Here is a 25,159-nt window from a genome sequence, read left to right as displayed (position 1 = left end):
ATAACCATTGGCCTCAAGCTTGCTGGAAATCTCAGCGTGGTAGCTGAATTCCTTGCCATTGTCATAGGTGATGGTGTGCACATATTCCTTGATGGGACTCAAAAGTCCAAGGATAACCCTTGTGACTTCACTGGCAGACTTATTTTGCGCTTTACCTACCAACGTCAAACGGCTTTTCCTCTCTGCCAGGGTAACAAGAACGGGGCCGCCCTTACTGCCCTCAACCACGTCGGCCTCCCAGTCTCCAAGGCGTGAGCGTTCATCCACAACCCTCGGCCGCAGGTCAATGCTGATGCGATCTTTGATCTGGCCCCGCCTGTCCGGCTTGCCATATCGTCTTTTACGCTTACGCTGACAACGTAAATGTGTGTACAGCGTGCCCCCGGTCTTCCTGTTGGCGAGAATGCGCTGGTAAATCCATTCGTGACTAACGCTTACTCCTTGCAGCGCAAGCGCGCCTGACACTTGCTCTGGACTCAAGTCGTGGCAAATCATTTGCTCGATTGCCAGCCATGTTGCAGGTGAAATCTGAGTCTTTCCTTTATGGGCCTGCCTTTCTTGGCTTTTCCTTTCAGCCTGCTGGTAGCGATAACCGCGCAACCCCTTGTTGCGGGCATACTCTCGACTAACTGTAGCGGTGCTGCGATTCAATTCACTCGCTATGGTTCTCATGGATTTACCGCTTTTCAGACTACAGAAAATGTAATAGCGTTCTTCCTTGGCAAGGTGCGTGTAGTGCATAGTTCCCTCATCTGTGGTGGATAGAGAGCTAAGGTATTACCGCACCTTGCTTTTTTATCCAACACCGGGGGTGTTGCACTTACGACTTGAATCCGCCCGTTAAAGAAAAAGCCCTTCAGCTTGCTATTGCCTTAAGTGGACAGCCGTTTGATTCTATTCTTGTTGTTGATGAATGTGACGATGAAAGCCATAAGAACTTGGCTAAGCATATTTCCTGTAAAGATTCACGAGTGCGCCTGATTACTATCAATAGTGATAGTACTGTTAGGCATTCCAGTAAAACAATTGTAGTTATAGCTGACAAGTTAGAAGACAAAGACATAGGCACTCTGGTTAAGCAACTGGGGGCTAGTAGCCTTGAGGCTTTTGCAGTTAATTTTACAGGAGGATCACCTGCTATGGCAATTCTTGTTGGCATAGCAATGAAAGATGGTGGCAATCCTATTGCCAGCGTTGGTGAGCTTGCAGAACGCATGATTGGTGGATGTAGCATTGAGCCTGCGGCTCGTAGAGTTTTTGAGACACTTTGCTTATTTGGGCATCTTGGGTGTGATGGGGATAAGTTTAAAGAAATCCAGGCAATTTCCTCCACGCTTACGGAGGTTCCTCCCGAATCAATGTATAGGCATCTTGGTGATTTTATTCAAAGAGGAGTAGTTGAGCGTTTAGGGGACTATTATAAAGCGAAGCCATTGCCATTAAGCCTGTACTTTGCGGAAAAAGCTCTTGAACTTATGGCACCAACAACACGTCAGTTTTTATGTGATGGCCTCCCAGATGAGCTACAAAGCCGTTTTGTAAAGCAGCTTGCGTGGCTCAACCACTCTGATTCAGCGCGGGTTATTACTACGCAACTCTTATCTGAGGAATACTTTGGCAATTACGAGGCGATATCGCAAGGTCGTGGGAGTAACTTTTTTTATCATTTGGCTGGTGTCATGCCTGAAATGGCAATAACTTCTTTATCGCGCATATTTGAGCCACTCTCGCATGAAGACCTCAAGGCTTTTGTTCATGGTCGGAAATATATTGTTTGGGCATTAGAAAAATTGTGTTTTCCACGAGCTACCTTTTTTCCTGCAGCACGGCTACTTCTTCGGCTGGCAGCTGCGGAAACAGAAACTGTATATAGCAACAATGCAACAGGATATTTTAAACAGCTATTTCATTTACAACTGAGTGGAACTGAAGCTGAGCCTTCTATGCGGCTTGCAGTGATTGATGAGGGATTGTCTTCTTCATGTGTAGCTACTCAGTGTGTATGCATTGATGCACTTAGCGAAATGCTTGAATCCCATTTCACTCGCTCATGTGGGGCAGAGCAACTTGGATGTAATCCTCCTTTGGAGGATTGGAGTCCTAAAACATGGGGGGAAGTGTATGATTTTTATTTAGAAGCCATAAAGCGGCTAGCTAAAATTGCCCTAAGTAGTAATGAAGCTTATTCCAACATAGCTAAAAAGAAACTTGCATCGCGTTTAAGGCATTTACTTGATTACCCTCAGATATTTGATGAACTGGCTGCTGTCGTTACCTCTATTACCCAACAGTCGCGAACATGGCCTGAAGCCATCTATGCCATTCATGATTGGCTATATTTTGATAGCCGTAAAGGTAGCAGTGTGAAGTATGTTGCAAAAGTACGCAAATTTGCTGCTAGGTTAATGCCTGATAACCTGATTGAACTAGCCGTTTTTTACTCAAAGGAACATCATATTAAAATACATAACCCAGATATTGTGTATTCAAACAATCCTTCTTCAAATGATTTTTACTATTCTGATAGGATGGCACAAGAACTAGCTGTAAAAATTTCTAATGATATGGCTATGGCTAGGGAAGCCGCAGTACGTATTGTCTCGCCTGATATAAAGTCGCCTTTTGCTTTTATGGAAGTATTGGGTAAAGAGTGTGCTCATCCTGAATTTCTTTTTACGGAAATCCTAACTTGTATAGATGACAATAATATTGAGTTTAACCCTAGAGCATTAATGGCATTCCTTGCAGGTGTGAGCAAAAATACGTTTGATTCTGCTGAGTCATGCATGAGTAAAGCTCTTGAAAGTCCTTTGCTAAGAAAACATGTTGTTGAGATGTTAATGGCAAGAGAGCTTACAGATAACGATCTAGAACTGATTATCACATCATTGGGATCTGGAGTAATTACCCCTTTTGATTGTTGGCAATTATCTTGCGGTAGACGTTTAGAGCATTTTTCAGAAGACACTATAGTGAGATTTGTATCACAGCTAGAACAGCACGGAATTGATGGTTTTGAGGTGTCAATACAGATATTAATCATGTATCTACATAGTAGTAACATTAAAACAACAATATTATCTGAGCATCTAAAGAAGCTTTTGCTGTCCAAAGACTTAATAGATGAATGTCAGTCAACCAAATCCTATGAAATTGAGACATTGTTTTCACACATTGTATCCGCAGGATATTGTGATGAAATTTTCGCAAAGAATATTTTGAATTCTTTATTGTACATAGATAGCTCGAAAATTGTAATTTATGACCCCCTACGTCATGCTAAATATACAATCGTAAAAATATTAATAGAGAGATACCCACAACTTGTTTGGGAAGAAATTGCGACTGCCTATGCAAATCCCAAGAATCGTTCATGGCTCAAACTCTCTTTTGCCCCAGATGACGGGCTTTCTGGAGCAACGCCTAGTGTTCTTAGCTTTTTGCCTGAAGACCTGTATGTTCCCTGGGCAAAGCATGCGGATAGTGAGTTACGCTTCGACTTTATTCTGTCATGGGTTCCACATGCAATAGAACAAGATGGGAAGTTACAATGGCACCCGTTACTCCAACGTATAATAGCTGAGAATCGAGAAATAACAGCAGCAGCACTCCATTCTTTGCGGCTCCGCCTTGGCCCAACCGGATGGATTGATTCAAAAGTTCCTTACCTTAAGCAATATTTACCGTTGCTAAAAGAATGGCTAAGTCATCATAATCCTGTTGTCGTAAGTTGGGCACGGGATACACAGGTGGCTCTCCAAAAAGAAATTGCACAATACCGTAAAAGAGATGAAGAAGACCAACTTTGATTATTTGCGTTGAGCCCGCCAGGGCGAATAAGCAACCCCGAACCCAAGTGAGGGCAGGACTGGAAGAGGCCTACCTTAAAAAGGTAGGTACACTTCCTTTGTCCTGTCCTCTCAAGTGACCATACGATGTTATACGAACGTAAATATTGAACGCAGCTTGCCCATTATGGAGCTTGTTTTGCTTGTTGCGTTGAATCTGGGCAATTGTTCCAAATTTAATATGATTGGATATGTTTTTTCATTATTTACGTTCATTATGGGCAATATTTTCACATTGTATGCCTATGCCGTCTATAGTGCATCTGTGACATTCATGGTGCGCGGGTCTGGAAAAGTACCCATGTTTTGGTTGAATCCTCTGGGACTTTCTGGCCTCATGGGAATAGCTGCGGGTGCTTTTGGCGCTCCCTTTTTTCTGGAGTGCAGCCGCTTGCCATTCCCGCGTACATAATCGCAAAATGCTGAATAGCTGCATGTAATCCGTTGTTTCTCTTCCATGCGCTCATAAATCAAGCGAATACTGTAGCCCTGTCGGAGCATGGTTTCCACATCTTCACGGCAGGCAAAGTATTCTGCACGGGCAGTGTAGAATTTGCGTGGGTTAATTGTGTTATCGGTCATGGCGGGCCTGCTGGCTATTCACACTTTCAATGAGTGCGGTAATATCTTCAACCTTCCAGACTGTAGTGCGGGGGCCAAGCTTTATGGGCTTGGGGAAGCGGCCTGTTTTGCAACCAGCCCACCATGCGCTTTTGCTGATGGGGATGATGGACAGAACTTGAGGCAGACGAAGAAAACCGGTTGCAGGAATGTTGGTAAGCATACAATGCTCCTTTTGCTACACGTTGAACAAAAAAATGCGCTCCTCGGACACTGTGGTCAAAGGAGCGCATAGGCTCTCTGCAAAAGAAGCTCGTGGCTTGCTGAATCAAAAGATAAATATAAACTTTTTCATGTTCAGCCGTGCAGCCTGGACTTTTTTGGCCGGGGCATGCGCTATGCCTTCACCTCAAAAGGCGGTATCTCGTTTTTGCCTTCCCGGAGATTGTCGAGATACGCAGCCCAACGCCTCATCATGCGGTGGCGTTCCGGTAAATGCTGCGTACGATTGTAGGCCCGCCCGTTAGGGTCGCGTACAGTGTGCGCCAACTGGTGCTCTATAAGATCGTATCGCTCACCGAGAACTTCATCAAGCAGGGTACGGGCCATAGCCCTGAATCCGTGCGCGGTCAGTTCATCAGCACCGATGCCCGCACCACGCAGCGCATAGACAATGGCGCTATGGCTCATGGGCTTACGCGCCTCCCGCAAGCTGGGAAACACATATTCCTTGTGGCAGGTAAGCGGATGCAGTTCTTTCAATATCGACATGACTTGCGGTGCAAGGGGAACGATATGCGGAATGTTTGTTTTGGTCACATGATAACGCCACTCGCAGGCGTCAAAATCTATCTCTTCCCACTTCGCTTTACGCAATTCACCGGGCCGCACAAATACATACGGGGAAAATTTCAAGGCGGCAGTTATTACATATGTGCCGCGATACTGCCACAGTATCCGCAAAATCCGCCCGACTTCCTCCGGTTTTGTCGTTGCCGCGTGATGCTTGGGTTTGTGACTTTTCATACTTCCCCGCAAGGCGGGCAAAGGGTCAAAATCTGCCCGCCCTGTTGCTGCGGCAAAGCGCATGACCATGCCGCACGCCGAATATATAAACCTTACGGACGCCAAATGATTCATGGCCTCAACGCGGCGCATGACTTCAAGAAAATCAGGAGATTTCAAGCTGTTCACGGGCATTTTCCCTAACAGCGGGAAGGCGTATTTTTCCAACAGGTATTTATAGCGGAGCAACGACTTCTCCGCGACCTTAGAGCTATGCACCTCCAGCCACTCCACGGCGACTGCTTCAAAGGTGTTTTTGGCTCTGTCGGTGCGTTCCAGCTTTTCTCGGCGTTTGGCTTCGGCAGGGTCAATGCCCGCCGCCTTCTGCGTTCGCGCCTCATCACGTTTTTTTCGGGCCTGCTCCAATGACACGTCCGGATACGCACCAAAGGACAACAAACCTTCCTTGCCGTCATCCCTGCGGTATTTCAGCTTCCAATGCTTGCCGCCAGCCGGAGTAACTTGTAAGAATAAACCACCGCCGTCAAAGAGTTTATACATGGATTCTTTAGGTTTCGCGTTCTGCACCTGAGTGGCCGTCAGCGGTTTTACCAGTCGTGCCATAGAGTTAGCCCTCCTCAAGAACAACCCCCTAAAAATTTCTTCAATACCCCTGATTGACCCCTATTTATGGAGTTCATCACTGGCCTTAGGTGGATTGTCTTACTTGCATTGCGTTGATAATTTCTTGAAATAACGTGCTTTTCACACATCCCCGGACACCATGGGATAACTCTATAGAGATCATGTTGTAGGCAATGTGCATGTGCAGGTTGCCTGTATTTTTATGCACCCCACAATGGCGCTGGTGTTCCTCATAACCCAAGGCTGCGGCAAAGCGCCTTTCAATGGTCGTGAAGAGTTCGGGGGTGAGTGTGGCTTCATCCTCTGGGCGAAAACTAATGACAAGATGATAGGTTTTGCACTGCTGGGTGCGGCGGTTCAAGGCCTGCACGTCCAGCACCTCGGCAATGCCATTCTGGTAATCATCATCACCCAGGCAGCCAGCACTCCAACTCATGAGACACTTTTCGCCTCCATGCCCGGCATCGGCAATGTAGGCAGCCAGCTTGGCATAGTTATCACTTTGCGGGGCAATGCCCACTTTTTTGCTTATCATCGTATGAGTACCACCGCTTTTTGAACCTCCCGCTGCCGGGCGTCCAGTTCCTGTAAAAGACGGTGAACCGTTTGCCTGTCGGCTCCATTGGCCAGGGCCTGCTTCACCAATCCGCCAAGCCTGCCCAAGTCGCCTTTCAGCCTGCGTAGCTCAATTCGCGCGGCCTGATGTTCCAGACTTGGGACGAAATACCCAAGGCACACTCTTTTGCTGAAGGTGGAAAGTGACAGCCCCGCCTTGTTGGCTGAAGCTCTGATTTGCTCGTATTCTTCCGGGGTCAGATACGTTCTGAGAATTATCTTTTTGCTGGGCATGAGGGGGCTCCGAAGATTGCTTGGAGGCTCCTTGGCCTGCGTAATGTTTGTAAACAAGCCAGGCATACTGCCTGCCGCGCTCCGTGTCTGGAGAATGGTATTTGCCAACTGCCTGCCAGTTCAGGCCGTGCCTGGCTATTTCCGCTGCCAAAATACGCTTGCCCCAGGCCTCATTGATTGCCGGGTCAAGCAGAGAAACAGGGTCAAGGGAAAAGCGCTCAATCCACCAGCGGTTTATCTGCATCTTGCCAACATCAAAAGACAAGCCTGCCTGCATGGCTGCCTGAATTATCTGGGTAGCCTCTTCCTTGCTGGAAGGTGCATAACTTTTTCCGGCCACATTTATGGCCAGGGGATTCAGCCCGGATTCCTGCCGGGCAATGGCCTGTACCAATGCTGCCGGAGGTTCATTGGCCAGGGCGTGTGAGGTGTGCAGAAGCAGAAGAAACAAGATAGTTGCTACCATTTTTTTCATGGAGTTTCTCCTCTTGAAAGAGCGTTGAGCCAAAGGCGAATAAGCAAACCCGCCCCCCCAACGTGGGGTAAGGGCAGGACTGGAAGGTACCTACCTTGAAAAGGTGGGTACACTTCCTTTGTCCTGTCCTCTGAAGCGGTTGCAGCATATCACGCGATATTTAAAAAAATATGAGTAAGAACAGTGATTTCACTATGTTTTAGATTGCGACAAGATATTTTATGAGTGTTTGAAACGCATTCACAATGCTGCAAATTCTTGCAACATGCTGCAAGGCTTTTCAGATGACGTGATGTGCAGTATATTGAGGAGCCACAGATACCTTTAGGATATGAGAACATTTATGAATCTTACAGAATTCGCCGTATCGAACAAACAAAATTCCGAGAACGTGCAAGGAGCCAAAATTCCTTGGGATGAGCCGGGATTCAGCCAGAGAATGCTCGAGAACCATCTGGCTCAGGAACACGATTGGGCCAGCAGACGCAATGAACTCATCTCCAGGCAAGCGGCTTGGCTTGCAAAGCAATTACAAAACCCATCGTACATTCTAGACCTTGGTTGCGGGCCGGGTTTCTACACGCAAAAGCTGGCGGCATTGGGGCACCACTGTGTTGGGGTGGATTTTTCTCCAGCCTCCATTGAGTACGCCAGAAAGCAAGCAACTGAGTCGGGCCTAGCGATAGAATATGCCCTGTGCGACATTCGCACATACACGTCTGCGCAAAAGTTTGACTGTATCATCATGACTTTTGGCGAATTCAACGTGTTTACCCACCAGGACGCCAACGCAATACTAAAAAACTGCGCGGAAATGCTACGCAACGGCGGTTTATTTATTCTTGAAGCGCATACCTTTGAAGCGGTCCACGCCGTCGGCTCCGCCCCCGCCACATGGCAGCGTCATGCCAGTGGCCTGTTCTCCGAAAATCCCCACCTCTGTTTGCAGGAAAACAGTTGGAGTGTTGAGGGCTCCAGCACTCTTTCCCGGTATTTTATTATGGATGCCGCCACTGCAACGGTGCGGCAGTATGCCTCATTCATGCAGGCGTATTGGCTTGAAAAGTATCAAGAAATGCTACACGCGGCGAAGCTGCCTGTTGTAAAAGTTCTTGATGATGAGGAGTGGCCAGCAGGCTCTGATTTTCGAGGAAAGCTGCAAACATTTGTTTGCCGAAAAGATCTTACAGACAATGTGGCAGATTGATATGAAAGTGCCTCAAGGCTACACCATAACGCAAGCCACAGCAGACCATGTCCCGTTGCTGGCTGCAATTGAAGTGGCAGCTGCGGGTATTTTTCCTCCCGGCTCCATACCAGAGTACATTCGTTCAGACTCCACACCAATAGAACCCCTGCTTGAAGCTGTTGAAGATGGCCTTCTCTGGGTGGCTCTTGCCGGGGATGGAAAACCTGTTGGCTATGCGCTTGTGCAGATGGTTGCAGATGCCGCGCTACTGGCCCAAATGGATGTACACCCCGACCATATGCGCAAGGGGATAGGTTCAGCGCTTGTCATGCAGGTTGTGGAACACTTGCGGTTGCTCAAAAAGCCAGAACTCTATTTGACCACATTTGTTCATGTGCCCTGGAATGCGCCACTGTATGCCAAGCTGGGCTTTGCAGCGATAAATAGCGCAGATACGCCTTCATTCCTCAAGGATATTCTTGAAGAAGAAAGGCTCTGTGGCTTAACGGATCGCATTGCCATGCGTTTGGTGGTATAGTTCCGCTCTTTCATTTTTGTCTCTTGGGGATTTTTGGCGTCGTGGTTGCTTTACTCGCACGAACCCCGCCTGCTTGAGCAGGGAGATGGCGCGTTCACAACGGCGCTGCCCTATGCCGGAAGCCTGCACGATGGTGCGCATATCAAGATCAATGAAACCATTGGCGGGTGTTGGGACGCCGAGGCACATAGAGGCAAGATTATGACAATTACAATACACCGAACTATTGACAATTATTTTTTAAATATGTAAATTATTAATGTCTAAAGCAACAAAACAAAGGAGACATTATGTCATTTGATGATTTTTTCAATTCAAACGATTATGCGAAGTATCAGAAGTACCGAAACTCTAGAGCTATCGAGCAGGTCTTTGAATTTCTTGAAAGCCCTGAGGCAGTGGATAAAATGATCATTGCTACAGAACATGGAAGACCTGCTCTTGAGGGGGTTATTGACGAAGTTGAGAATAAAGCAGGGCAAAATTTTGATATTACCAATGATATGTTTCTGAGGCAGGCTGTTGGTTCTTATGTAAAATTTGTCTTAGAACCGTTTGGCTATGATGTGCACCGACAAAAGCCATTAAACAAAGGAAAGATTATTACGTCTGCCACGAGTTACACTTTTGTTGAAGGAAAACAAAAAAAGCGCTTGGTTCGTGTGCTAGCAATTGAAGACATTTTATAGCTAATCAAACAACAGGAAGTCCTTGCTATACAGGGAGGACTTCCTGTTTGAAAATTGATAAGTCATGAGGCTAAACTATCTTGCTTTTCTACGTTCGCCAACGCCTCATCCACCTGTTGGATCATCTCGATCACTGTCCGAGCATTCACATCTACTGTCGCAGCAGCGGCCTGCAAGTCCTTTTCGGTGATATTGAGGCCCTTGTTGTTGACCATGCAAGTCTGCTCCCCATTAATACCCTCGGAAGGAGTCAGGTCGTAAACCGGAGCCATGCGCCACTGGTTGTCCTTATCCAGTAGGAAGGAAAAATTCTTGGAGTGGTCGTCTTTGTTTCCCGAACGCACGTTGAACACCATGAGGCGCACCATCTTTTGGACTTCGCGCATGTCTTTAGTCAGCAGCAGTGTCAGGCGCAGCAGGCTTTCATAGGTGAGTGACGGTTCACGATGCGAGGCGTGCAAGAGACCGCAGGCGGTATGCACATGCACTTTTGTGCCCTGCACTCTGTCAAAGCGCTTGACGCCAAAGTAGCCCGCTGTGGCCTCGGACGGGAAGAGATGCGTCTCGGGCATATCAAGCCCGGCCTCTCTGGCTGCGATGGAGTAAGCATATTCAACCAGCCCTGTGTCCGGTGCTTCATGCGCTGAGCGGAATTTAATAATCCAGGGTTCCCCAGCTCCTTGGGGAACAATGCGGTACTCCTCCGAGACGTTCACCAAAATTTTTGGCCTGGCCCCGGCGGATGAGCCGTTAAGTTGTATGAGCCTGTCCAACTGTCCCGCATCCACGGGCGCATCACGCAAAACTCGGAGAGACTCTTCAGCCAGGGCATCCAATTCCGCCACAGAAACAGCCTCATCTGCCTTGACCTCTATAATTTCCGGGGCGGGGGTATATTCGAGTGCCCCCATTCCATGCGTCCCCACCATGGCAAGGCGTTGCAAGGGCAGACAGGCCTGCATGGACGATCCCTTTTTACGTAAAGCCCTGTCCAGCAGAAGCAACCCCCAGCCGTCCGGCAGACTGTCATTAAATACACCGAACAGACCGTCAAAGGTACGTTTGGAGTCTTCCTTGACCTCCGGGCTGAGAGGAAGCTTGAACGGCGAGATACTGATACCTGAGTCAATGAATTCTGGCGCATATTGAAAAAGGATTCGCCCTCTTTGGCTGGACTGCGGGGCTTGTGCAGCAAGTTTACCCACATAGCGGCGTTCACCATGGGAATGCAAATGAACGTCAAGATTCATGGCGTTTTCTCCGGGCTCGTTTGCGGGTTGTGGGGCCTTCCAGTGTGAACAGATTCTCCCGGCGTGGAGGGCTGAATAATTCCGTAAAGGCCTCAAGGTCGTTAAGAACCATTGCAATGGACAAAAGAGAAGACAGAGAGATTTCTCCCGTAGTCTCAAAGCGCTTCACAGAACCAAGGGAGACACCGCTCCGCGCTGCCAGTTCCGTTTGGCTTATATTGAGCGCGAGACGCCGAGCTTGCGCCCTAGCAGCAATGTCACGGCGAACTTCTTGTGGTGTTTTAAGATTTTCGTCTAGCATATGAGCTCTTATTATTAATTTTTGCCATAATAGCTAAAATACGAGACGATTGCAATCCTCTCTTATGACCTCAACTGTATAAAATTTGTATGTGTATTTCAAAAACCGTAGGATCAAGCTCTATTGCATAGGCTCAGTATTTCTCGCAAGCATTCTGCCTCATGGAGGTCACCTCAACTGCCAGCTTCGTAATACCCGGCTTCTTTCTGATGCTTCAGCGCCAGAATGTAAACCGAGTTGCCCAGCACTTCGTAAACAAGCACGTATCCGGCACCACCAAAGGGAACGAGCAGTTCCCGGCATTCCGGTTCCATATCATCCGCAGGACGGCCAGCATTGGGGAACTGCTCTAAGAGCAACACCTTTTCTCGAATGGCCTTGATTGCGCCGACTGCCGCCTCTTCACTTTTGTCCGCCAGGAACAGGTAAGCCTTTTCCAGCCCGGCAGATGCATCGCTTGTCCAATGGACTAGATATGGCATTTGGGCATGGGCACCGTTTCGCCCTGGATAATCTTATCCATCCATTCTACAACTTCTGCGTTGGTCAAATGCAGGCCAGTTTGCACATAATGCTCATGTGCTGCCTTGGCTTCCTGGCGAAGTGCTTCACGTTTCTCTTCCCGCTCGACGTAGTTCTCTATGGCTTGCAGCATAATGGCGTGTGCGGATTGATTCCTGGCGTCGGCAAGATTCTTGATCCGCTCTCGCAAAGGGTTGGGAAGTTTTACAGAAGCAGGTGTTGTTGGTATATGTTGTTGCATGGCTTAAACCTCTCTGTAGGACTATTAACTACTTAAAACTACCTGTCAACATCAGAAAGTTGCACCATGATAGTCGAAATTTGTATTTATCATTGCAGAACAGAGAGTTATGCGTTCTTCTTGCCTCAAGACAAAATGGGCGTCACTGTCCAGTAACAAATTTATTTGGACAATGAAAAGTCATAAAATCGTTGTGCCACGGTATTCGAAACCACACACTCAAAAGTTTTGTGTATACTTTTGGGTACAAAAAAGAAGATTTTTAAATTATGAAATATTTTTACTAATTATTTCAAATTATTATATTTATATTTCGAATCCCACCCTCTCCGCCAAAAATTGATTCCAAGAACTCCCATTTCGTTTCAAATGCCTTGGCATACAACGAAATGGGAGTTTTCTTTTGAGAAAAATTGCATTCCCAAGGTGGGAAATAGGTCTGCCATGTAATAGGATTTCATTGCATCTATAAATATGGTAATACTACCCAACCAAACATTGAATTTTAGCAGCGTGGCTTTTATGAAAAATGAATTACTTCTCCATCTAGACAAACTGCACACAACCAAACTGGGCATGGAGCGGATCAAAACGAACCTGCATTTAGACACATGGGATGTTGTTGATTGGTGCAAGCAAGCCATTTGTGCCCCTCATTGCTCTATCACCAGAAAAGGGAAGAACTGGTATGCAGAGGTAGGAGATTGCAGAATAACCGTGAATGCCCATAGCTATACGATAATCACTGCCCACAAGATGAAAGTATAAATCCGGTTTACGGCAAATTCCTGCGGGCCTTACGCCCCAACCCAGCGCTGCATGACGGCCTCCACAAGGAAATGTCATATGTGCAAAACTGCTTATTCTCGAATCCTCCAGCAAAAACGGCACAGGTGGCTATGACTTTTGCGGTTGCACGGGCTGGCCTGAGTGTGCTGGTAAATCAGGAAATAAATAGTATTAGCTGCCCCGAATAACCGGGGCAGTCTCTTTTTCAGGATGTACAGACGGGCCATACTATGATGAAATATGCACAAGGAGCAGTAAGTGTTCTGAGTCTTTCATTTTTATAACGGGTCACTTGACTCATAATTTGTAATGCGCTATTACTGACTGACCGTCGGTCAGTGAGGTGTGGTGAGGTATGTATGCGTATCGTTAAAGAACACGGTGAGCGGCTGAATGAGTTTCTTGATACCGCTGAATCGTTGTTTGCCAGCAAAGGATACAACAAGACCACCATTAACGACATTATCGAGGCCGTTAACGTAGCAAAGGGAACGTTCTACCACTACTTCAAGTCCAAAGAAGAGGTTATGGACGCCATTGTTGACAGATTAATCAACAAGGAAATTGCATCGGCAAAAGCTATTGCTGATAACGCAAGCTTGACAGCGCATGAAAAAATGTACCGCCTTATCACCGGTGAAGGGCGCGATACATCACATAAAGACAAGATGGTTGCCGAATCGCATCAGGTAAACAATGCGGAAATGCACCAAAAGAGCATGGTAGCTTCTGTGCTGCGGCTTTCACCGATTATGACGGAAATTGTACAGCAAGGAGTACGTGAAGGAACATTCAAAACAGAGCAACCACAAGAAAAAGTGGAGTTTTTGCTTGCCGCTTCGGAGTTCTTGCTGGATGAAACGATATTTCCCTGGCAACCAGAGGAACTTCTGGAAAAAGCAAAGGCATTCTCAATAATTGCGGAAACCCTCCTTGGTGTTGAAAAGGGCAGCTTCAGCTACATTCATGCACGGTATGAAGAGCAACTGCAGCGTAAAGGAGGTGTCAACAGGTAATATTCCAGCTAAAGAGGCTATTGTGAAGTGTTTTACATTATTTCGACCGTTCTTTTCTTCTTTTTTGTTATTTCTCCTGTTTACGGCACCAGTCCACGCGCAAGAAAACACCTCCTCCAGTGACGGGCTTGACCACCACATTTCCATAGGAGCTGCTGGCATTGTCATGCCAGAGTTCGAAGGTGCGGATTCCTATAAGGTCATGCCCTTTCCCCTGATTGAATACAGCAACAAATACTTCTTCATCTCCACGCTGAAAGGCGCTGGAGTTAACATCATCTCTACTCCAACGATCACTGCGGGTCCGGTACTTACCTATCGATTTGGGCGCAAAGAGAACGCCAGTGACCTTCTCAAAGGATTGGGCGATGTCGATGGCGGCGTTGAAGCTGGCGCGTTTTTTAACTGGCAATTCCACCAACGCCTGGGGGCAGAGGTAACAGCGCTGCACGACCTGGGCGATGCCAAGGGGTTTACTGCCGATGTGAGCCTGACATACAACCAGCCTCTTATCACAAACCTTTCCTTTGCACTGCAGGCTTCGGCCCAGTTTGCCGACTCCGAGTATAACAAACAGTTTTTCGGCATTACCGGGAAACAAAGCCAGCGTTCAGGATATGACCGTTACAGCCCCGACGGCGGTATCAAACACGTCAGCATCAAACCCGCATTAAACTATACCTTTTTTGAGTATTACAACCTGGGCGTCTTTTATGAATACAAAAGACTCACTGGGCCTGCCGCTGATTCTCCACTGGTAAAAAAAGGGTCCGCCGACCAAAGCACCACGGGCATATCACTCTCCTGGAGCTACTAATTCGGTGTTTCTTTTTTTTCTCTAGTAATAACGGTGAATTACACGCCACAAAGAAGGAAAGTATGTCCAAACATGTTGTATACAGGCTTTTGGAAGTAAACCCCCGTGCTTCGCGCAAGAAGGAAAGTATGTCCAAACATGTTGTATACAGGCCAGTTGGCTTTTTTACCTGTGCATTTGCCTTAAGTTGGTGCTTCTGGTTTAGCGCCGCTTACTATAGCCACCGGCAAAACGGTGAAGTGATGATTGGCGTTTTGATGCTGCTCGGCCTGTTTGGGCCTGCTGTCGCTGCGTTTTTCTTTTCAGGTCCTGGCATATTGCGGCAGGACATCCGGCAGAGGATGTTCCGATTTTGTCACACTCCCCTACGTTTCTGGCTGGTGGCTGTTTTGCTGGTTCCCGCTGTCATAGTAGTTGCCATTTTACTCTCTCCGCTTATAGGGCAGTCACTCAGCCAGTTACGATTGTCTCCTTCCATTGGAGTGATGGAAGGCAGCCCACTTTTCAGTCTTATTATCATTTTTCTCGCGCCAGCAATCGAGGAACTTGGTTGGAGCAGTTACGGCATAGACAGCCTGCAACACAAGTGCGGCAACATTTTCAACTCAGCCATACTTTTCGGCATTCTCTGGTCGCTGTGGCATCTGCCGTTGTTTTTCATCAAGGGGTACTACCACTACCGCCTGTTTGCCGAAAATCCTTTGTTTGCATTCAATTTCTTCGTCAGCGTTGTGCCGCTGACGATCATCACCAACTGGTTGTATTTCAGAAACGACAGAAGTATCCCGCTGGCCATCATCTTTCATGTGTCAGCCGTGCTCTCGTCTGAACTTTTTATGGTGACAAATGAGACAAAGTGTCTGGTCACAGTGGTATGCACCGCTGTCGCAGCTGTCATTATTTGGAAAGATACAGATTTTTTCTTCGCGACAAGACCGACACTCGCTTGATGACAAACGCAACGCCGGAATCCGGCCATTGCAAGGAGAACCGCTTTGAACAGAGTCACCGAAAGAGAACAGAATCTCTGGATAAACCTATCCATGCTTTTTGAACATGCTTCCGCTGAAAGTGTGGCGGCGTTGCTAGCCGCAGAACAATTCACCGTTAATGGCGAAATAAAGCGTGCTTATTTTGAGATAGTCGCTCCCGGAATGTCCTTGCTGCGCGTGACCAACAAGGGCAGGCAGGAACCATTTTCGCGTCAAGAAATTTTGCGGGTATGTTATCAGTTTCACCGTCCCCGGTTTATTCGTCCACTTGTCCAGTTGTTCGGCAAATACATCTGCCGCAAGGCTGGAGAGGTTGCAGAATCGTGGGAGGCATTGGAAAAAGCGCTCCAGGCAGTCACATCAGTTCATTAATTTTAGTGAAGGCCTCAAGGTCGTTAAGGACCATAGCAATGGACAAAAGAGAAGACAGAGAGATTTCTCCTGTAGTCTCAAAGTGCTTCACGTTTCTCTTCCCGCTCAACATAATTTTCTATGGCTTGCAGCATAATGGCGTGTGCGGATTAATTCCTGGCATCGGCAAGATTTTTGATCCGCTCGCGCAAAGGGTTGGGGAGTTTTACAGAAGCAGGTGTTGTTGCTCTATGTTGTTGCATGGCTTAAACCTCTCTGTAGGACTATTAACTACTTAAAACTACCTGTCAATACCAGAAAGTTGCGCCATGATAGTCATGACCCAAATACATTTATGAGCCTTCAGCCAGTACAGCCAGGCTCCTGACAACCGAAGACAGTTCCTTCTCTATCTTATAGCCAAACAATTGTTTGAATAGCGGTGTAAGCCAGCCCCGCATTTCAACCTTATGGCAAAGGGTGCCTTCTGAAAAGACATGTGTAAAGGACACCTTTGTCAGTGGTAGCCGGGAAAGCGTGCTGAACGAATGCAAATGGGTCACTTCCTGCAACAAACAGCGCATTGCCGGACCATTTGTTGGCTTCATGCGGAAGTATGCACCTTGCACAAATGAGGTTTCAAGTTTCGCCCAAGCCACGTCGGTGTCCCATTGTGGCCAGGAGTCCAGGTTTGTCCACAAATTCCATATTTGTTCTGGTGTGGCAGTTGTCGTTGCTGTTGCTTCGCATGACCAGTAAAACATATATCATCCTTTATAATTGTGCTGTGTCAGAAAGTGTTGTCAGTTCCAGGAGCATTTGCAAGAGAAGCTTTTGGCGCTTCCCTAATGGGGAAAAAAACGTTTGATCAACGTTTTCAACAATGGGCAGGGTCTTTTGCAGCACCTTGCTTCCTTTTTCCGTCAAGCGGATCGACTTTGCCCTTGTGTCTGTGGGGTGCGGCTTCCTTTCAATGAAGTGTTTTCTTTCAAGAAGAGTTGCTACTTGGGAAACAGTCATGGCATCCATGTCAGAAAAACCCGCAATCATGGCCTGGGTCACAGGCTCTTCCTTCTGTAACAAAAAGCCCGTGCACGCGAGAAAAACAAACTGCGGGTGCGTTATGCCATGGGGAAGCAAGCTGCGTTTTATCTCGGCATGCCAAAGGTTATATGCTCTGATAAAGGCAAACCCTAAAGACGCGTCTGCGTTTGGTGTATATTTTGAAGAAAAACCCATGTCACCTCGCCGTGTTTACCAAATGAGAAGCCGATGCCAAGCATCCATAACGTAAGTGTACATATAGTAAGTGTACATATAGTAAGTATACTTACAAATGTCAAGTGAGCACCACTTATTCGTTAAGAATTCCATTTCCTTAAAAACTCCTCCATTACTCATGCCCCATACAGCACGTATTTCCCCTCTTTTGCTCCGCCGCTGTCACTACTTGCTCTCACCGCGCCATCAGCGCGAACACGCCCCATCCAAGGTATGCACGCGTATACGTGGCGTAGCGTTTTGGTTCTGAGGTTAGTTGCGCACGAACTTCTTTCGCAAAATCGTCGTCAGGATTCTCTTTGAGCCAGTTACGCATGGTGAGCCACTTGGCCGCCTCGTATCTGTCCCAGCCTTCCTGATCTGCCAGAACCATTTCCACAACGTCGTAGCCGAGGTCGCCGAAAGACGCGATAAGCTCCGGAAGCACAAGAAAATCGGAAATAGAATTGGCGCAGCATCCCTTGGCAACGTCTTCTGATGGTGGCAACTGTAGCCAGTAAGGCTCGCCAATGAGGATGATGCCCTCCGGGCTGAGGCTTTTTGCCAGTAGTTCGATGGTCCCGGCCACTCCGCCACCAATCCATGTTGCCCCAACGCAGGCAGCTACGCCAACCTTTTCAACGGCGACATAACCAGCAGCGTCTCCATGGATAAAGTTTACCTGGTCGGCAACTCCCAGATCTTGAGCACGAAGTATCGCTTGCTCGGAGAATAATTGGCTCATATCAATGCCAGTGCCAGTGATTTTGTAATCGCGAGCCCAGGTGCATAGCATCTCGCCGGAACCGCTGCCAAGGTCAAGCACGCGAGTTTCTGGCTTCAGGCGCAATACCCTGCCGAGCGTAGCGTACTTTTCTGGCGTAAACGGGTTGTGGATGCGGTGAGCACTTTCGGTAATGTTGTAAATACGTGGGATATCCACTGGAAAACTCCTTTTTTCTAAATTGTGTAATAAATTTGCCACTGGCTTCATTGCTCCTCAATATTCTGGGGAAACTTGTAAAACCAGTCTATTCTAGAAGCACTCGCATACCTGTGTAAGGAAAAAGAACAGGCGCAGTCATATTTCTGCACCACCGTCGTCGCGCCAATGGGCGGGGTGGTGCAGAGCATCAGCGCATTGGAGTATTCCTGTTTCAATATTTACGGCTTCGGGAGTAAGAGGCTGAAACATCCAGTAAGCGCTATTCTCTTCAGGAATTGGATATGGTGGCTGATAGCCATGGCGTAACGCGTGCAGTGTAAAACCGTGGCGAGGGTAATATTCTTTGTGTCCCAGCACAAAAACGAGCTTAGAGCCCATGCTGCGAAGTTTTTCGATTCCATTTCGGATCAAAGCGCCGCCCACTCCTTTCCGTTGATATTCCGGCGTGACAGCCAAAGGAGCCAGAATATGCAATAGTGGGTCATCTCTGCCGTTCAGACGGACACGGGTAAAGAGGATGTGCCCCACGGGTGCTCCATCATGCAGAGCGAGCAATGAGACGGTGGGGGTGGCGGTTGCGTCTGCGAGCAGCGCAGCGGTAAGACGGGCTTCCTTTTCATAGCCGAAGCCTAGGGTGTGCACATCCGTAATAGTGACAAGATCGTCAACTGTTGTGCTTCGGATAGTGATATTGAGTGGCATAGATGCTCCTTTGAGTTCACTGTCATTTTTTTCAGCCATGACGAATAAGTGCATCGCACACTATACTAGAACTGTAAGCATTATACATTCCACTTCTATTTTCAGAAAAAAGAAAGCGCCCAGATATCTATCAGGGCGCTTGCAGATTAGCCGCTCTTAACGGTACTAAGTATTTTGTATATAGCCTTTATGGACAAAAAATACTGCTCGGACAATTCAACAACAGAGCTACCAGCCAGACGTTTGGCTAGAATTTCCCTGTTCCTTGCCTGAATATCCTTCTTTGTCTCTGTATATGTACCCCACGGCAACTTGTTGTCTGCCTTGCGTGGAATATAAATATATTCGCCGTCTATATACTGCTGCACCGCATGCAACAAATCATGCGGCAATACATCGTTTGCTTTTTTATAGCTCATTAAGCTCCTCCTAATTTTGTATCAGGATCGAGCAAGAGCTATTGCCTAAAAAACTATTCTGTTACGCAATAGCTCTTGCTAGGCGTAACGAACACTATCCACTGAGTTAATCATAAAATATCCTTGGTAAAAGTTTGCGAAATGAAACATATGAGCCTTACGCACTTTTGTCAATTCAGGATACGCAATACGTAAGACTATGGCTTGAATAAGCGTTGGCCCCTGCATGGCAGAATGGAATATACCTGAAAAAGCACACAACACGCCACGTTGCTATGCCCTTGTATTGCTCAATGGATTGCATTGTAAAATTGCTCAAATTCGGGTAGTTGTTCCTAGGCAACGGCAATGCACCCCCCTTTTTAGCCACGGCAAATGCTTCACTGCCCTTAACACTTACCCCCCATTTATATATGAAACACGAGCAGTTTGTCAGCGCCCTTAACCAGCAGTCACAGGGCACCCTTATGCAAAGCCTTGGCATTGTGTTTACCAAGGCAGATGAAAACTGCCTGCACGCCACCATGCCTGTTGATGCCAGAACATGCCAGCCTTTTGGCAAGCTGCATGGCGGGGCCACCATTGCCCTGGCGGAAACAATAGCCGGGGCCGGTTCCTTGTTGCTATGCGCAAAGGATGCACGCTGCGTGGGCATGCAGGTAAGCGCAAGCCACATGCATTCCGCCAGCATGGGGGAAACGGTGGAAGCAAGGGCCACACTGCTGCACAAGGGAAAATCTTCCCACGTGTGGAATGTGGACGTATATTCCCTGCAAACAGACAAACTTATTTCTTCGGTACGTGTGACCAACGCCATTATTCCCAGCAAGGCCGTGCCTTATGGTGGCTGATTACCGCGTTTTTGACAGCCTCATCGCAAGCAACACAAGCTTTGCCCTGTTCCGCCAGCCTGAAGCGGCGCACCCCACCCTTGTTATGCAGCATAACGGCGGGCATGAGTGCCTGCACAGCTTTGCAGAACTTAACGGGCAAACAGGCTATGTGTTCGCCCCATTTGCCATAACCCCTGCCACCCCTTTGTTGCTGCTGCGCCCCGATGTTGTGGTGCAAGGGGAAGCACCATGCATTGCCCATGCCCAAACCCATATTCAGGCCATATCCAACCAGCCTCCGCGCACGGCCCCTTCCCCTGTAGCCTGCCCCAAAGTAACAGCCAACAGCTTTGCCCACTATGAGCAGGCCTTTGCCACGTTTTTGCAGGCAGTGCACAGTGGGCAGTACCAAAAACTGGTGCTTTCACGCGCGGCAACGCACCCCCGCCCTGCGGCTTTTTCCCCTGGCCTGTTTTTTCAAAAAGCATGCAAAGCCTACCCCACCGCCTTTGTCATGCTGGTGTATACCCCCACCAGCGGGGCATGGCTTGCCAGCACCCCGGAAATGCTGTTGGTAAAGCAGGGCCCCCAGTGGGAAACGGTGGCCCTTGCAGGCACCATTGCCATGGAAAACAGCACCACCCCCCTGCAATGGGACGAAAAGAACAGACACGAACAAGCCCTTGTAACCCAATATATGCGCCAGCGCCTTGCCGCCTATGGCCACAATATTCAGGAAAGCGAGCCCTGCACCGTTATTGCCGGGGCACTGGCCCACTTAAAAACAGCGTTTCGCTTTTCCCTGCCGCCGGAAAGCCCCCTGGGCGACCTGCTGGCCAGCCTGCACCCCACCCCGGCTGTGTGCGGCATGCCCAAAGAAGAAGCCTACCAATTCATTTTGCAGCACGAACAATACCAAAGGCTGTACTATTCCGGCTTTTCCGGCTGGCTTAACCCCAAAGGCCCCACCGGGCTGTATGTTACCCTGCGCTGCATGCGCATTATGGCAGAAGAAATTGCCCTGTTCGCTGGCGGGGGGTTGCTGGCGGCTTCACAGCTACACGCAGAATGGCAGGAAACAGAAGCGAAGATACACACCCTGCTTTCCCTGCTGCACGCGCAATGAAACACTTGCCTTGCCAAACGGAATAAATCAGCGTTTCCCTAGAAAAGTAAGGAACCATGCCCATGTATTCCACCAAAAAAAACGTATTGCTCACCGCTGCTGCGCTGAAAGCCTATAACATACGGCATGTAGTGCTCTCCCCTGGTGCGCGCAATGCCCCCTTGGTGCATACCCTGGCCATAGACCCCTTTTTTTGCGCCCACAGCGTGGTGGATGAACGCAGCGCCGCCTATTTTGCCTTGGGGCTTATCCAGAAACTGCGCCAGCCTGTGGCCATTTGCTGCACTTCCGGCACGGCCTTGCTCAATTATGGGCCAGCCATTGCCGAAGCGTTTTACCAGGAACTCCCCCTGCTGGTGCTTTCTGCTGACCGCTCCCCCGCCTGGATAGGCCAAATGGACGGGCAAACACTGCCCCAGGTGAACCTGTTTGCCAGCATCACCCATAAATCAGTGCACCTGCCAGAAGTACACGTGCCGGAAGACGAATGGTTTTGCCGCCGCCTGCTGCATGAAGCCCTGCTTGCCCTTGCCCACAATGGCCCTGTGCATGTAAATATTCCTCTTTCCGAACCGCTGTTCAACTTTTCCGCCCCGGCCCTGCCACCCTTTGCCCCCATGGAATATGTGCACACTCAATCGCATGCCCTGCCCGGCATAGGCGCACAATGGCTGCAATATGAAAAGCGCATGGTGGTAGTGGGGCAACTGCCCCAAAACCACACCCTTGCCCCCTTGCTGCATGCCGCCGGGCAAAGCAGTGTGTTACTGGGGGAACACCTTGCCAACCTGCCGGGCACAGCCCTTGGCAGCTTCGACCAACTGCTGGCAAGCACACCCAAAAACGACCTGCCGGGCCTTGCCCCGGAACTGCTGGTGACCTGCGGCGGGCACATTGTTTCCAAGCACCTGAAGCAGTTTTTACGCACACACCCCCCCAAGGCCCACTGGCACATTTCCCCCTCCGGCGCCGTCATTGACCTGTTCCAGGCGCTTACCCGTGTGGTGCAGGTACCGCTGCACACCTTCTGGCAAGAGCTCACCAGCCAGCTTCCGGCCCAAAGCGCCTTGCCACCCTTTATGCAGCACTGGCACAACCAGGCTAAAAGCCTTTGCACAGCACCCGCCCAATGCACGGGCCAAAACTCTAAAACCTGGGGAGAAAAGGATGCCGTGGGGGCTATGCTGGCCCAATTACCGCAAGGCAGCGCCCTGCACCTTGCCAACAGTTCCAGTGTGCGCCAAGCCCAGTGTTTTGCCCTGCCCCCAGGGGTGGAAGTGCTGTGCAACCGTGGCACCAGTGGTATTGAAGGGGCCATTTCCACCGCCATTGGCTATGCCAGCGTGCATGAAGGGCTTACCTTCCTGCTCATTGGCGACCTTAGTTTTTTGTATGATATCAACGCCCTGGCCCTGTGCACCCCGCCTGCCAACCTGCGTATTTTACTCATGAACAACGGGTGCGGGGGCATTTTTTATGCCTTGCCGGGGCTGGAAAAATCCAGCATGTTAGACCCCTATATTGCAGCCCAACACACCCGGCAAGGCAAACCATGGGCAATGGCCGCAGGCTGCACCTACATGCACGCACAATGCGCAGAAACCCTTGCGGCGCAATTGCCCGAATTTACCAGCGCCCACAACGCACCCATGCTGCTTGAAGTGTTGGTGCCGCACAGCAAACCAAGCCCTGCATAAAAGGACTACCCTATGAGCACACGAGAATGGAAACAAATCAAAACGTTTGAAGAAATCTTTTTCGACTTTTATGAAGGTATTGCCAAAATAACTATCAACCGTCCACGCTACCGCAACGCCTTTACCCCCCTCACCTCCCGTGAAATAAGTGAAGCCTTGCACATTTGCCGGGAAACACCGGAAATTGGAGTGGTGGTGCTTACTGGCGCTGGCGACAAAGCCTTTTGCGCCGGGGGCGACCAGAATGTGAAGGGGCACGGGGGCTATATAGACGCCAATGGCATACCGCGCCTGAATATTCTTGATGTGCAAAAGCAAATTCGCTCACTGCCAAAGCCTGTTATTGCCATGGTTAACGGCTTTGCCATTGGCGGGGGGCACGTGCTGCACGTTTTGTGTGACCTTTCCATTGCTTCTGAAAACGCCATTTTCGGACAAACCGGCCCCAAAGTGGGCAGCTTTGATGCCGGGTTCGGTTCTTCCTACCTTGCCCGGGTGGTGGGCCAGAAAAAAGCACGGGAAATATGGTTTTTATGCCGCCAATATTCTGCGCAGCAAGCCCTGGAAATGGGCCTTGTGAACGCCGTGGTACCCTTTGAACGCCTTGAAGATGAAGTGGTGCAGTGGGCCAAAGAAATGCTGTGCCACAGCCCCATGGCCCTGCGCATGCTTAAACTTGGCCTGAACGCGGAACTGGATGGCCAAGCAGGCCTGCAAGAACTGGCAGGCAATGCCACCCTGCTCTATTACCTCACAGAAGAAGCACAAGAAGGCAAAAAAGCCTTTCTGGAAAAACGCAAGCCCGACTTTTCCCGCTTCCCCAAGTTTCCTTAAGAGAGAGAAGTGCAAAAGTCGAAATTGTTGCACTTACTTGGGGAGGCTCTGCCTCCCCAATAATAACCAATCACATTCATTATGCAAAATTCCCACTACACATTTTCCATTATTCCCCGCACCCTGGTGTTTCACAGGCCAGCGGGCACTTCACGCGGGGTTATGCACACCCACACGGTGTGGTATGTTGTACTCACCAACGCTGCCGGACAAAGCGGCATTGGGGAGTGCGCCCCCCTGCCCGGCCTGAGTTGCGACGCCCTGCCCCCCAAAGATTATGAAACAGCCCTGCACCAGGCCTGCACCACCCTTGCCCGCACAGGGCAGCTCACCCATACGACCCTGGAAAAAACACCTTCCATCCTGTTTGGGCTGGAAACCGCCTTGCAGCATTTACAGGCAAGCAGTTTTGCCCTGTGGCCCACGGCTTTTGCCAGGAGCGAGGCAGGCATACCCATAAACGGGCTGGTATGGATGGGCGACTACCCCTACATGCTGCAACAAATTGAAGCCAAACTGGCCCAGGGCTTTCGGTGCATCAAGCTGAAAATCGGGGCCCTTGACTTTTCACGCGAGCTGGCCCTGTTGCGCCATATTCGTGCAGCCTTCAGCCCCAGCGATATTACCATTCGGGTGGACGCCAACGGGGCCTTCAGCCCGGCAGAAGCGCCGGAAAAGCTCAGCCGCCTTGCTGAATTTCACCTCCATTCCATTGAACAGCCCATTGCCAAAGGCCAGTGGGAGGCCCTTGCGGCCCTTACCGCCAACACACCCCTGCCCATTGCCCTGGATGAAGAGCTTATTGGCCTGACAACCCTGGCGGAAAAGGAAGAACTTTTACGCACGGTTGCGCCGCAATACCTTGTGCTTAAACCCAGCTTGCACGGCGGCCTGCACGGCACCCGCCAGTGGCTTGACCTTGCCGCAAAACATGGCGTGGGCTGGTGGCTCACTTCGGCCCTGGAATCCAACATCGGCCTAAACGCCATTGCCCAATGGTGCGCAACCCTTGCCCCCACCCTGCCCCAGGGCCTTGGCACTGGCTTGCTGTATACCAACAACCTGCCCTTTGGCCTTGCGGTGCAGCAGGATACACTCTGGTTCTCCCCTACGCACATGCAACAGCTTTGCCCGTACAGCACCTGCCCAACAACTTTGAAAAGTTATTGCAGCAGTATGTAAATATCTGCGCATCAGATATTTTATTCACATCTTACGCATACGCCTTCCCTAAAACTGACGGTAGTCGCGAGCGTAGCGAGCC

30 protein-coding genes are annotated in these 25,159 nt (G+C 49.2%); 14 read left to right on the top strand and 16 right to left on the bottom strand.

The genetic code is table 11. The features are described 5' to 3' along the window. The coding region (locus G497_RS0102205; RefSeq protein ID WP_027186923.1) for an IS30 family transposase at positions 1-741 on the bottom strand (741 nt) is incomplete at its 3' end. An 86-nt stretch (positions 742-827) separates the two neighbouring features. On the opposite strand from G497_RS0102205, the gene G497_RS0102200 reads away from it, so the two are divergent. Next, on the top strand, positions 828-3,809 hold the full coding sequence (locus G497_RS0102200) for a hypothetical protein (protein WP_156907885.1): 2,982 nt from the start codon (positions 828-830) through the stop codon (positions 3,807-3,809). Positions 3,810-4,100: 291 nt separating this feature from the next. Here the strand turns inward: G497_RS0102200 and G497_RS18815 are convergent, their stop codons facing one another. From G497_RS18815 to G497_RS16275, 6 genes are all read right to left on the bottom strand, one after another. Then, entirely contained in the window at positions 4,101-4,430 is a 330-nt protein-coding gene (locus G497_RS18815) for a TraK family protein (RefSeq protein WP_051257743.1), read from the bottom strand. Next, positions 4,420-4,632 (bottom strand): helix-turn-helix transcriptional regulator, encoded by a 213-nt coding sequence (locus tag G497_RS0102190; RefSeq protein WP_027186921.1) that lies wholly within the window; start codon positions 4,630-4,632, stop codon positions 4,420-4,422. Before G497_RS0102190 ends, G497_RS18815 begins: the two co-directional genes overlap by 11 nt. A 173-nt stretch (positions 4,633-4,805) precedes the next feature. Then, complete coding sequence (locus G497_RS0102185) at positions 4,806-6,038, bottom strand: tyrosine-type recombinase/integrase (RefSeq protein ID WP_027186920.1); 1,233 nt, start codon at positions 6,036-6,038, stop codon at positions 4,806-4,808. A gap of 85 nt (positions 6,039-6,123) precedes the next feature. Further along, positions 6,124-6,594 carry a relaxase/mobilization nuclease domain-containing protein gene (locus G497_RS16280; protein ID WP_051257742.1) on the bottom strand — a complete coding sequence of 157 codons (471 nt, stop codon included), beginning with the start codon at positions 6,592-6,594 and terminating at the stop codon, positions 6,124-6,126. Then, entirely contained in the window at positions 6,591-6,851 is a 261-nt protein-coding gene (locus G497_RS20850) for a plasmid mobilization protein (RefSeq protein ID WP_084515902.1), read from the bottom strand. The genes G497_RS16280 and G497_RS20850 overlap by 4 nt, the downstream gene beginning before the upstream one ends. After that, the gene (locus G497_RS16275) at positions 6,745-7,383 is read right to left on the bottom strand and encodes a lytic transglycosylase domain-containing protein (protein ID WP_084515898.1); all 639 of its coding nucleotides are present in this window, start codon (positions 7,381-7,383) and stop codon (positions 6,745-6,747) included. Before G497_RS16275 ends, G497_RS20850 begins: the two co-directional genes overlap by 107 nt. A gap of 343 nt (positions 7,384-7,726) precedes the next feature. Here G497_RS16275 and G497_RS16270 point away from each other — a divergent pair, with 343 nt between their 5' ends. The 3 genes from G497_RS16270 to G497_RS0102155 all read left to right on the top strand — a co-directional run bounded on the left by G497_RS16270 (position 7,727) and on the right by G497_RS0102155 (position 9,799). Continuing rightward, positions 7,727-8,590: a class I SAM-dependent methyltransferase gene (locus tag G497_RS16270; protein WP_051257741.1), complete on the top strand. Its 864-nt coding sequence runs from the start codon at positions 7,727-7,729 to the stop codon at positions 8,588-8,590. Further along, positions 8,550-9,110 (top strand): GNAT family N-acetyltransferase, encoded by a 561-nt coding sequence (locus tag G497_RS16265; protein ID WP_245576333.1) that lies wholly within the window; start codon positions 8,550-8,552, stop codon positions 9,108-9,110. Before G497_RS16270 ends, G497_RS16265 begins: the two co-directional genes overlap by 41 nt. 290 nt (positions 9,111-9,400) lie before the next feature. Then, complete coding sequence (locus G497_RS0102155; protein WP_027186919.1) at positions 9,401-9,799, top strand: hypothetical protein; 399 nt, start codon at positions 9,401-9,403, stop codon at positions 9,797-9,799. Positions 9,800-9,861: 62 nt separating this feature from the next. On the opposite strand, the gene G497_RS0102150 is transcribed toward G497_RS0102155, so the two are convergent. The 4 genes from G497_RS0102150 to G497_RS0102140 all read right to left on the bottom strand — a co-directional run bounded on the left by G497_RS0102150 (position 9,862) and on the right by G497_RS0102140 (position 12,113). Beyond that, positions 9,862-11,049, bottom strand: a complete 1,188-nt coding sequence (locus G497_RS0102150; RefSeq protein WP_027186918.1) for a type II toxin-antitoxin system HipA family toxin — start codon at positions 11,047-11,049, stop codon at positions 9,862-9,864. After that, positions 11,039-11,350, bottom strand: a complete 312-nt coding sequence (locus G497_RS20750; RefSeq protein WP_034636164.1) for a helix-turn-helix domain-containing protein — start codon at positions 11,348-11,350, stop codon at positions 11,039-11,041. Before G497_RS20750 ends, G497_RS0102150 begins: the two co-directional genes overlap by 11 nt. Before the next feature lie 173 nt (positions 11,351-11,523). Continuing rightward, a complete protein-coding gene (locus G497_RS0102145) occupies positions 11,524-11,832 on the bottom strand; it encodes a type II toxin-antitoxin system RelE/ParE family toxin (protein WP_027186917.1) in 309 nt (102 codons plus the stop codon). Beyond that, a complete protein-coding gene (locus G497_RS0102140) occupies positions 11,820-12,113 on the bottom strand; it encodes a CopG family ribbon-helix-helix protein (RefSeq protein WP_027186916.1) in 294 nt (97 codons plus the stop codon). Before G497_RS0102140 ends, G497_RS0102145 begins: the two co-directional genes overlap by 13 nt. Positions 12,114-12,587: 474 nt before the next feature. Here G497_RS0102140 and G497_RS0102135 point away from each other — a divergent pair, with 474 nt between their 5' ends. From G497_RS0102135 to G497_RS0102115, 5 genes are all read left to right on the top strand, one after another. Continuing rightward, positions 12,588-12,881 carry a DUF3781 domain-containing protein gene (locus G497_RS0102135; RefSeq protein WP_439328855.1) on the top strand — a complete coding sequence of 98 codons (294 nt, stop codon included), beginning with the start codon at positions 12,588-12,590 and terminating at the stop codon, positions 12,879-12,881. A 380-nt stretch (positions 12,882-13,261) separates the two neighbouring features. Then, positions 13,262-13,918 carry a TetR/AcrR family transcriptional regulator gene (locus G497_RS0102130; protein ID WP_027186914.1) on the top strand — a complete coding sequence of 219 codons (657 nt, stop codon included), beginning with the start codon at positions 13,262-13,264 and terminating at the stop codon, positions 13,916-13,918. Then, complete coding sequence (locus G497_RS0102125) at positions 13,905-14,735, top strand: MipA/OmpV family protein (RefSeq protein ID WP_034636163.1); 831 nt, start codon at positions 13,905-13,907, stop codon at positions 14,733-14,735. The genes G497_RS0102130 and G497_RS0102125 overlap by 14 nt, the downstream gene beginning before the upstream one ends. Before the next feature lie 62 nt (positions 14,736-14,797). After that, positions 14,798-15,685, top strand: a complete 888-nt coding sequence (locus tag G497_RS0102120; RefSeq protein WP_027186912.1) for a CPBP family intramembrane glutamic endopeptidase — start codon at positions 14,798-14,800, stop codon at positions 15,683-15,685. 45 nt (positions 15,686-15,730) lie between these two features. Beyond that, a complete protein-coding gene (locus G497_RS0102115) occupies positions 15,731-16,099 on the top strand; it encodes a hypothetical protein (protein ID WP_027186911.1) in 369 nt (122 codons plus the stop codon). Between the two features lie 332 nt (positions 16,100-16,431). Here the strand turns inward: G497_RS0102115 and G497_RS0102110 are convergent, their stop codons facing one another. From G497_RS0102110 to G497_RS0102090, 5 genes are all read right to left on the bottom strand, one after another. Then, complete coding sequence (locus G497_RS0102110) at positions 16,432-16,842, bottom strand: SRPBCC family protein (RefSeq protein ID WP_027186910.1); 411 nt, start codon at positions 16,840-16,842, stop codon at positions 16,432-16,434. 10 nt (positions 16,843-16,852) lie between these two features. Continuing rightward, positions 16,853-17,317 carry a MarR family winged helix-turn-helix transcriptional regulator gene (locus G497_RS0102105; RefSeq protein ID WP_027186909.1) on the bottom strand — a complete coding sequence of 155 codons (465 nt, stop codon included), beginning with the start codon at positions 17,315-17,317 and terminating at the stop codon, positions 16,853-16,855. Between the two features lie 217 nt (positions 17,318-17,534). After that, the gene (locus G497_RS0102100) at positions 17,535-18,281 is read right to left on the bottom strand and encodes an SAM-dependent methyltransferase (RefSeq protein WP_027186908.1); all 747 of its coding nucleotides are present in this window, start codon (positions 18,279-18,281) and stop codon (positions 17,535-17,537) included. A 138-nt stretch (positions 18,282-18,419) separates the two neighbouring features. Continuing rightward, positions 18,420-18,986 carry a GNAT family N-acetyltransferase gene (locus tag G497_RS0102095; RefSeq protein ID WP_034636162.1) on the bottom strand — a complete coding sequence of 189 codons (567 nt, stop codon included), beginning with the start codon at positions 18,984-18,986 and terminating at the stop codon, positions 18,420-18,422. 146 nt (positions 18,987-19,132) lie between these two features. Continuing rightward, complete coding sequence (locus G497_RS0102090; protein ID WP_027186906.1) at positions 19,133-19,405, bottom strand: CD3324 family protein; 273 nt, start codon at positions 19,403-19,405, stop codon at positions 19,133-19,135. Positions 19,406-19,818: 413 nt separating this feature from the next. Here G497_RS0102090 and G497_RS0102085 point away from each other — a divergent pair, with 413 nt between their 5' ends. From G497_RS0102085 to G497_RS16255, 5 genes are all read left to right on the top strand, one after another. Beyond that, on the top strand, positions 19,819-20,256 hold the full coding sequence (locus G497_RS0102085; RefSeq protein ID WP_027186905.1) for a PaaI family thioesterase: 438 nt from the start codon (positions 19,819-19,821) through the stop codon (positions 20,254-20,256). Beyond that, positions 20,246-21,364, top strand: coding sequence for an isochorismate synthase (locus tag G497_RS0102080; protein WP_027186904.1), 1,119 nt, complete (start codon positions 20,246-20,248; stop codon positions 21,362-21,364). Before G497_RS0102085 ends, G497_RS0102080 begins: the two co-directional genes overlap by 11 nt. 62 nt (positions 21,365-21,426) lie before the next feature. Continuing rightward, positions 21,427-23,061, top strand: coding sequence for a 2-succinyl-5-enolpyruvyl-6-hydroxy-3-cyclohexene-1-carboxylic-acid synthase (menD, locus tag G497_RS0102075; protein ID WP_027186903.1), 1,635 nt, complete (start codon positions 21,427-21,429; stop codon positions 23,059-23,061). Between the two features lie 12 nt (positions 23,062-23,073). Then, positions 23,074-23,895: a 1,4-dihydroxy-2-naphthoyl-CoA synthase gene (menB, locus tag G497_RS0102070; protein ID WP_027186902.1), complete on the top strand. Its 822-nt coding sequence runs from the start codon at positions 23,074-23,076 to the stop codon at positions 23,893-23,895. Between the two features lie 81 nt (positions 23,896-23,976). Continuing rightward, positions 23,977-25,077, top strand: a complete 1,101-nt coding sequence (locus G497_RS16255) for an o-succinylbenzoate synthase (protein ID WP_084515891.1) — start codon at positions 23,977-23,979, stop codon at positions 25,075-25,077. The last annotated feature ends 82 nt before the right edge of the window (positions 25,078-25,159 follow it).

The organism is Desulfovibrio cuneatus DSM 11391, from assembly GCF_000430005.1.
Classification (GTDB): Bacteria; Desulfobacterota; Desulfovibrionia; order Desulfovibrionales; family Desulfovibrionaceae; genus Frigididesulfovibrio; species Frigididesulfovibrio cuneatus.
The sequence above is the reverse complement of the archived record's forward strand: the minus strand, read 5'-3'. Positions and strand labels throughout refer to the sequence as shown.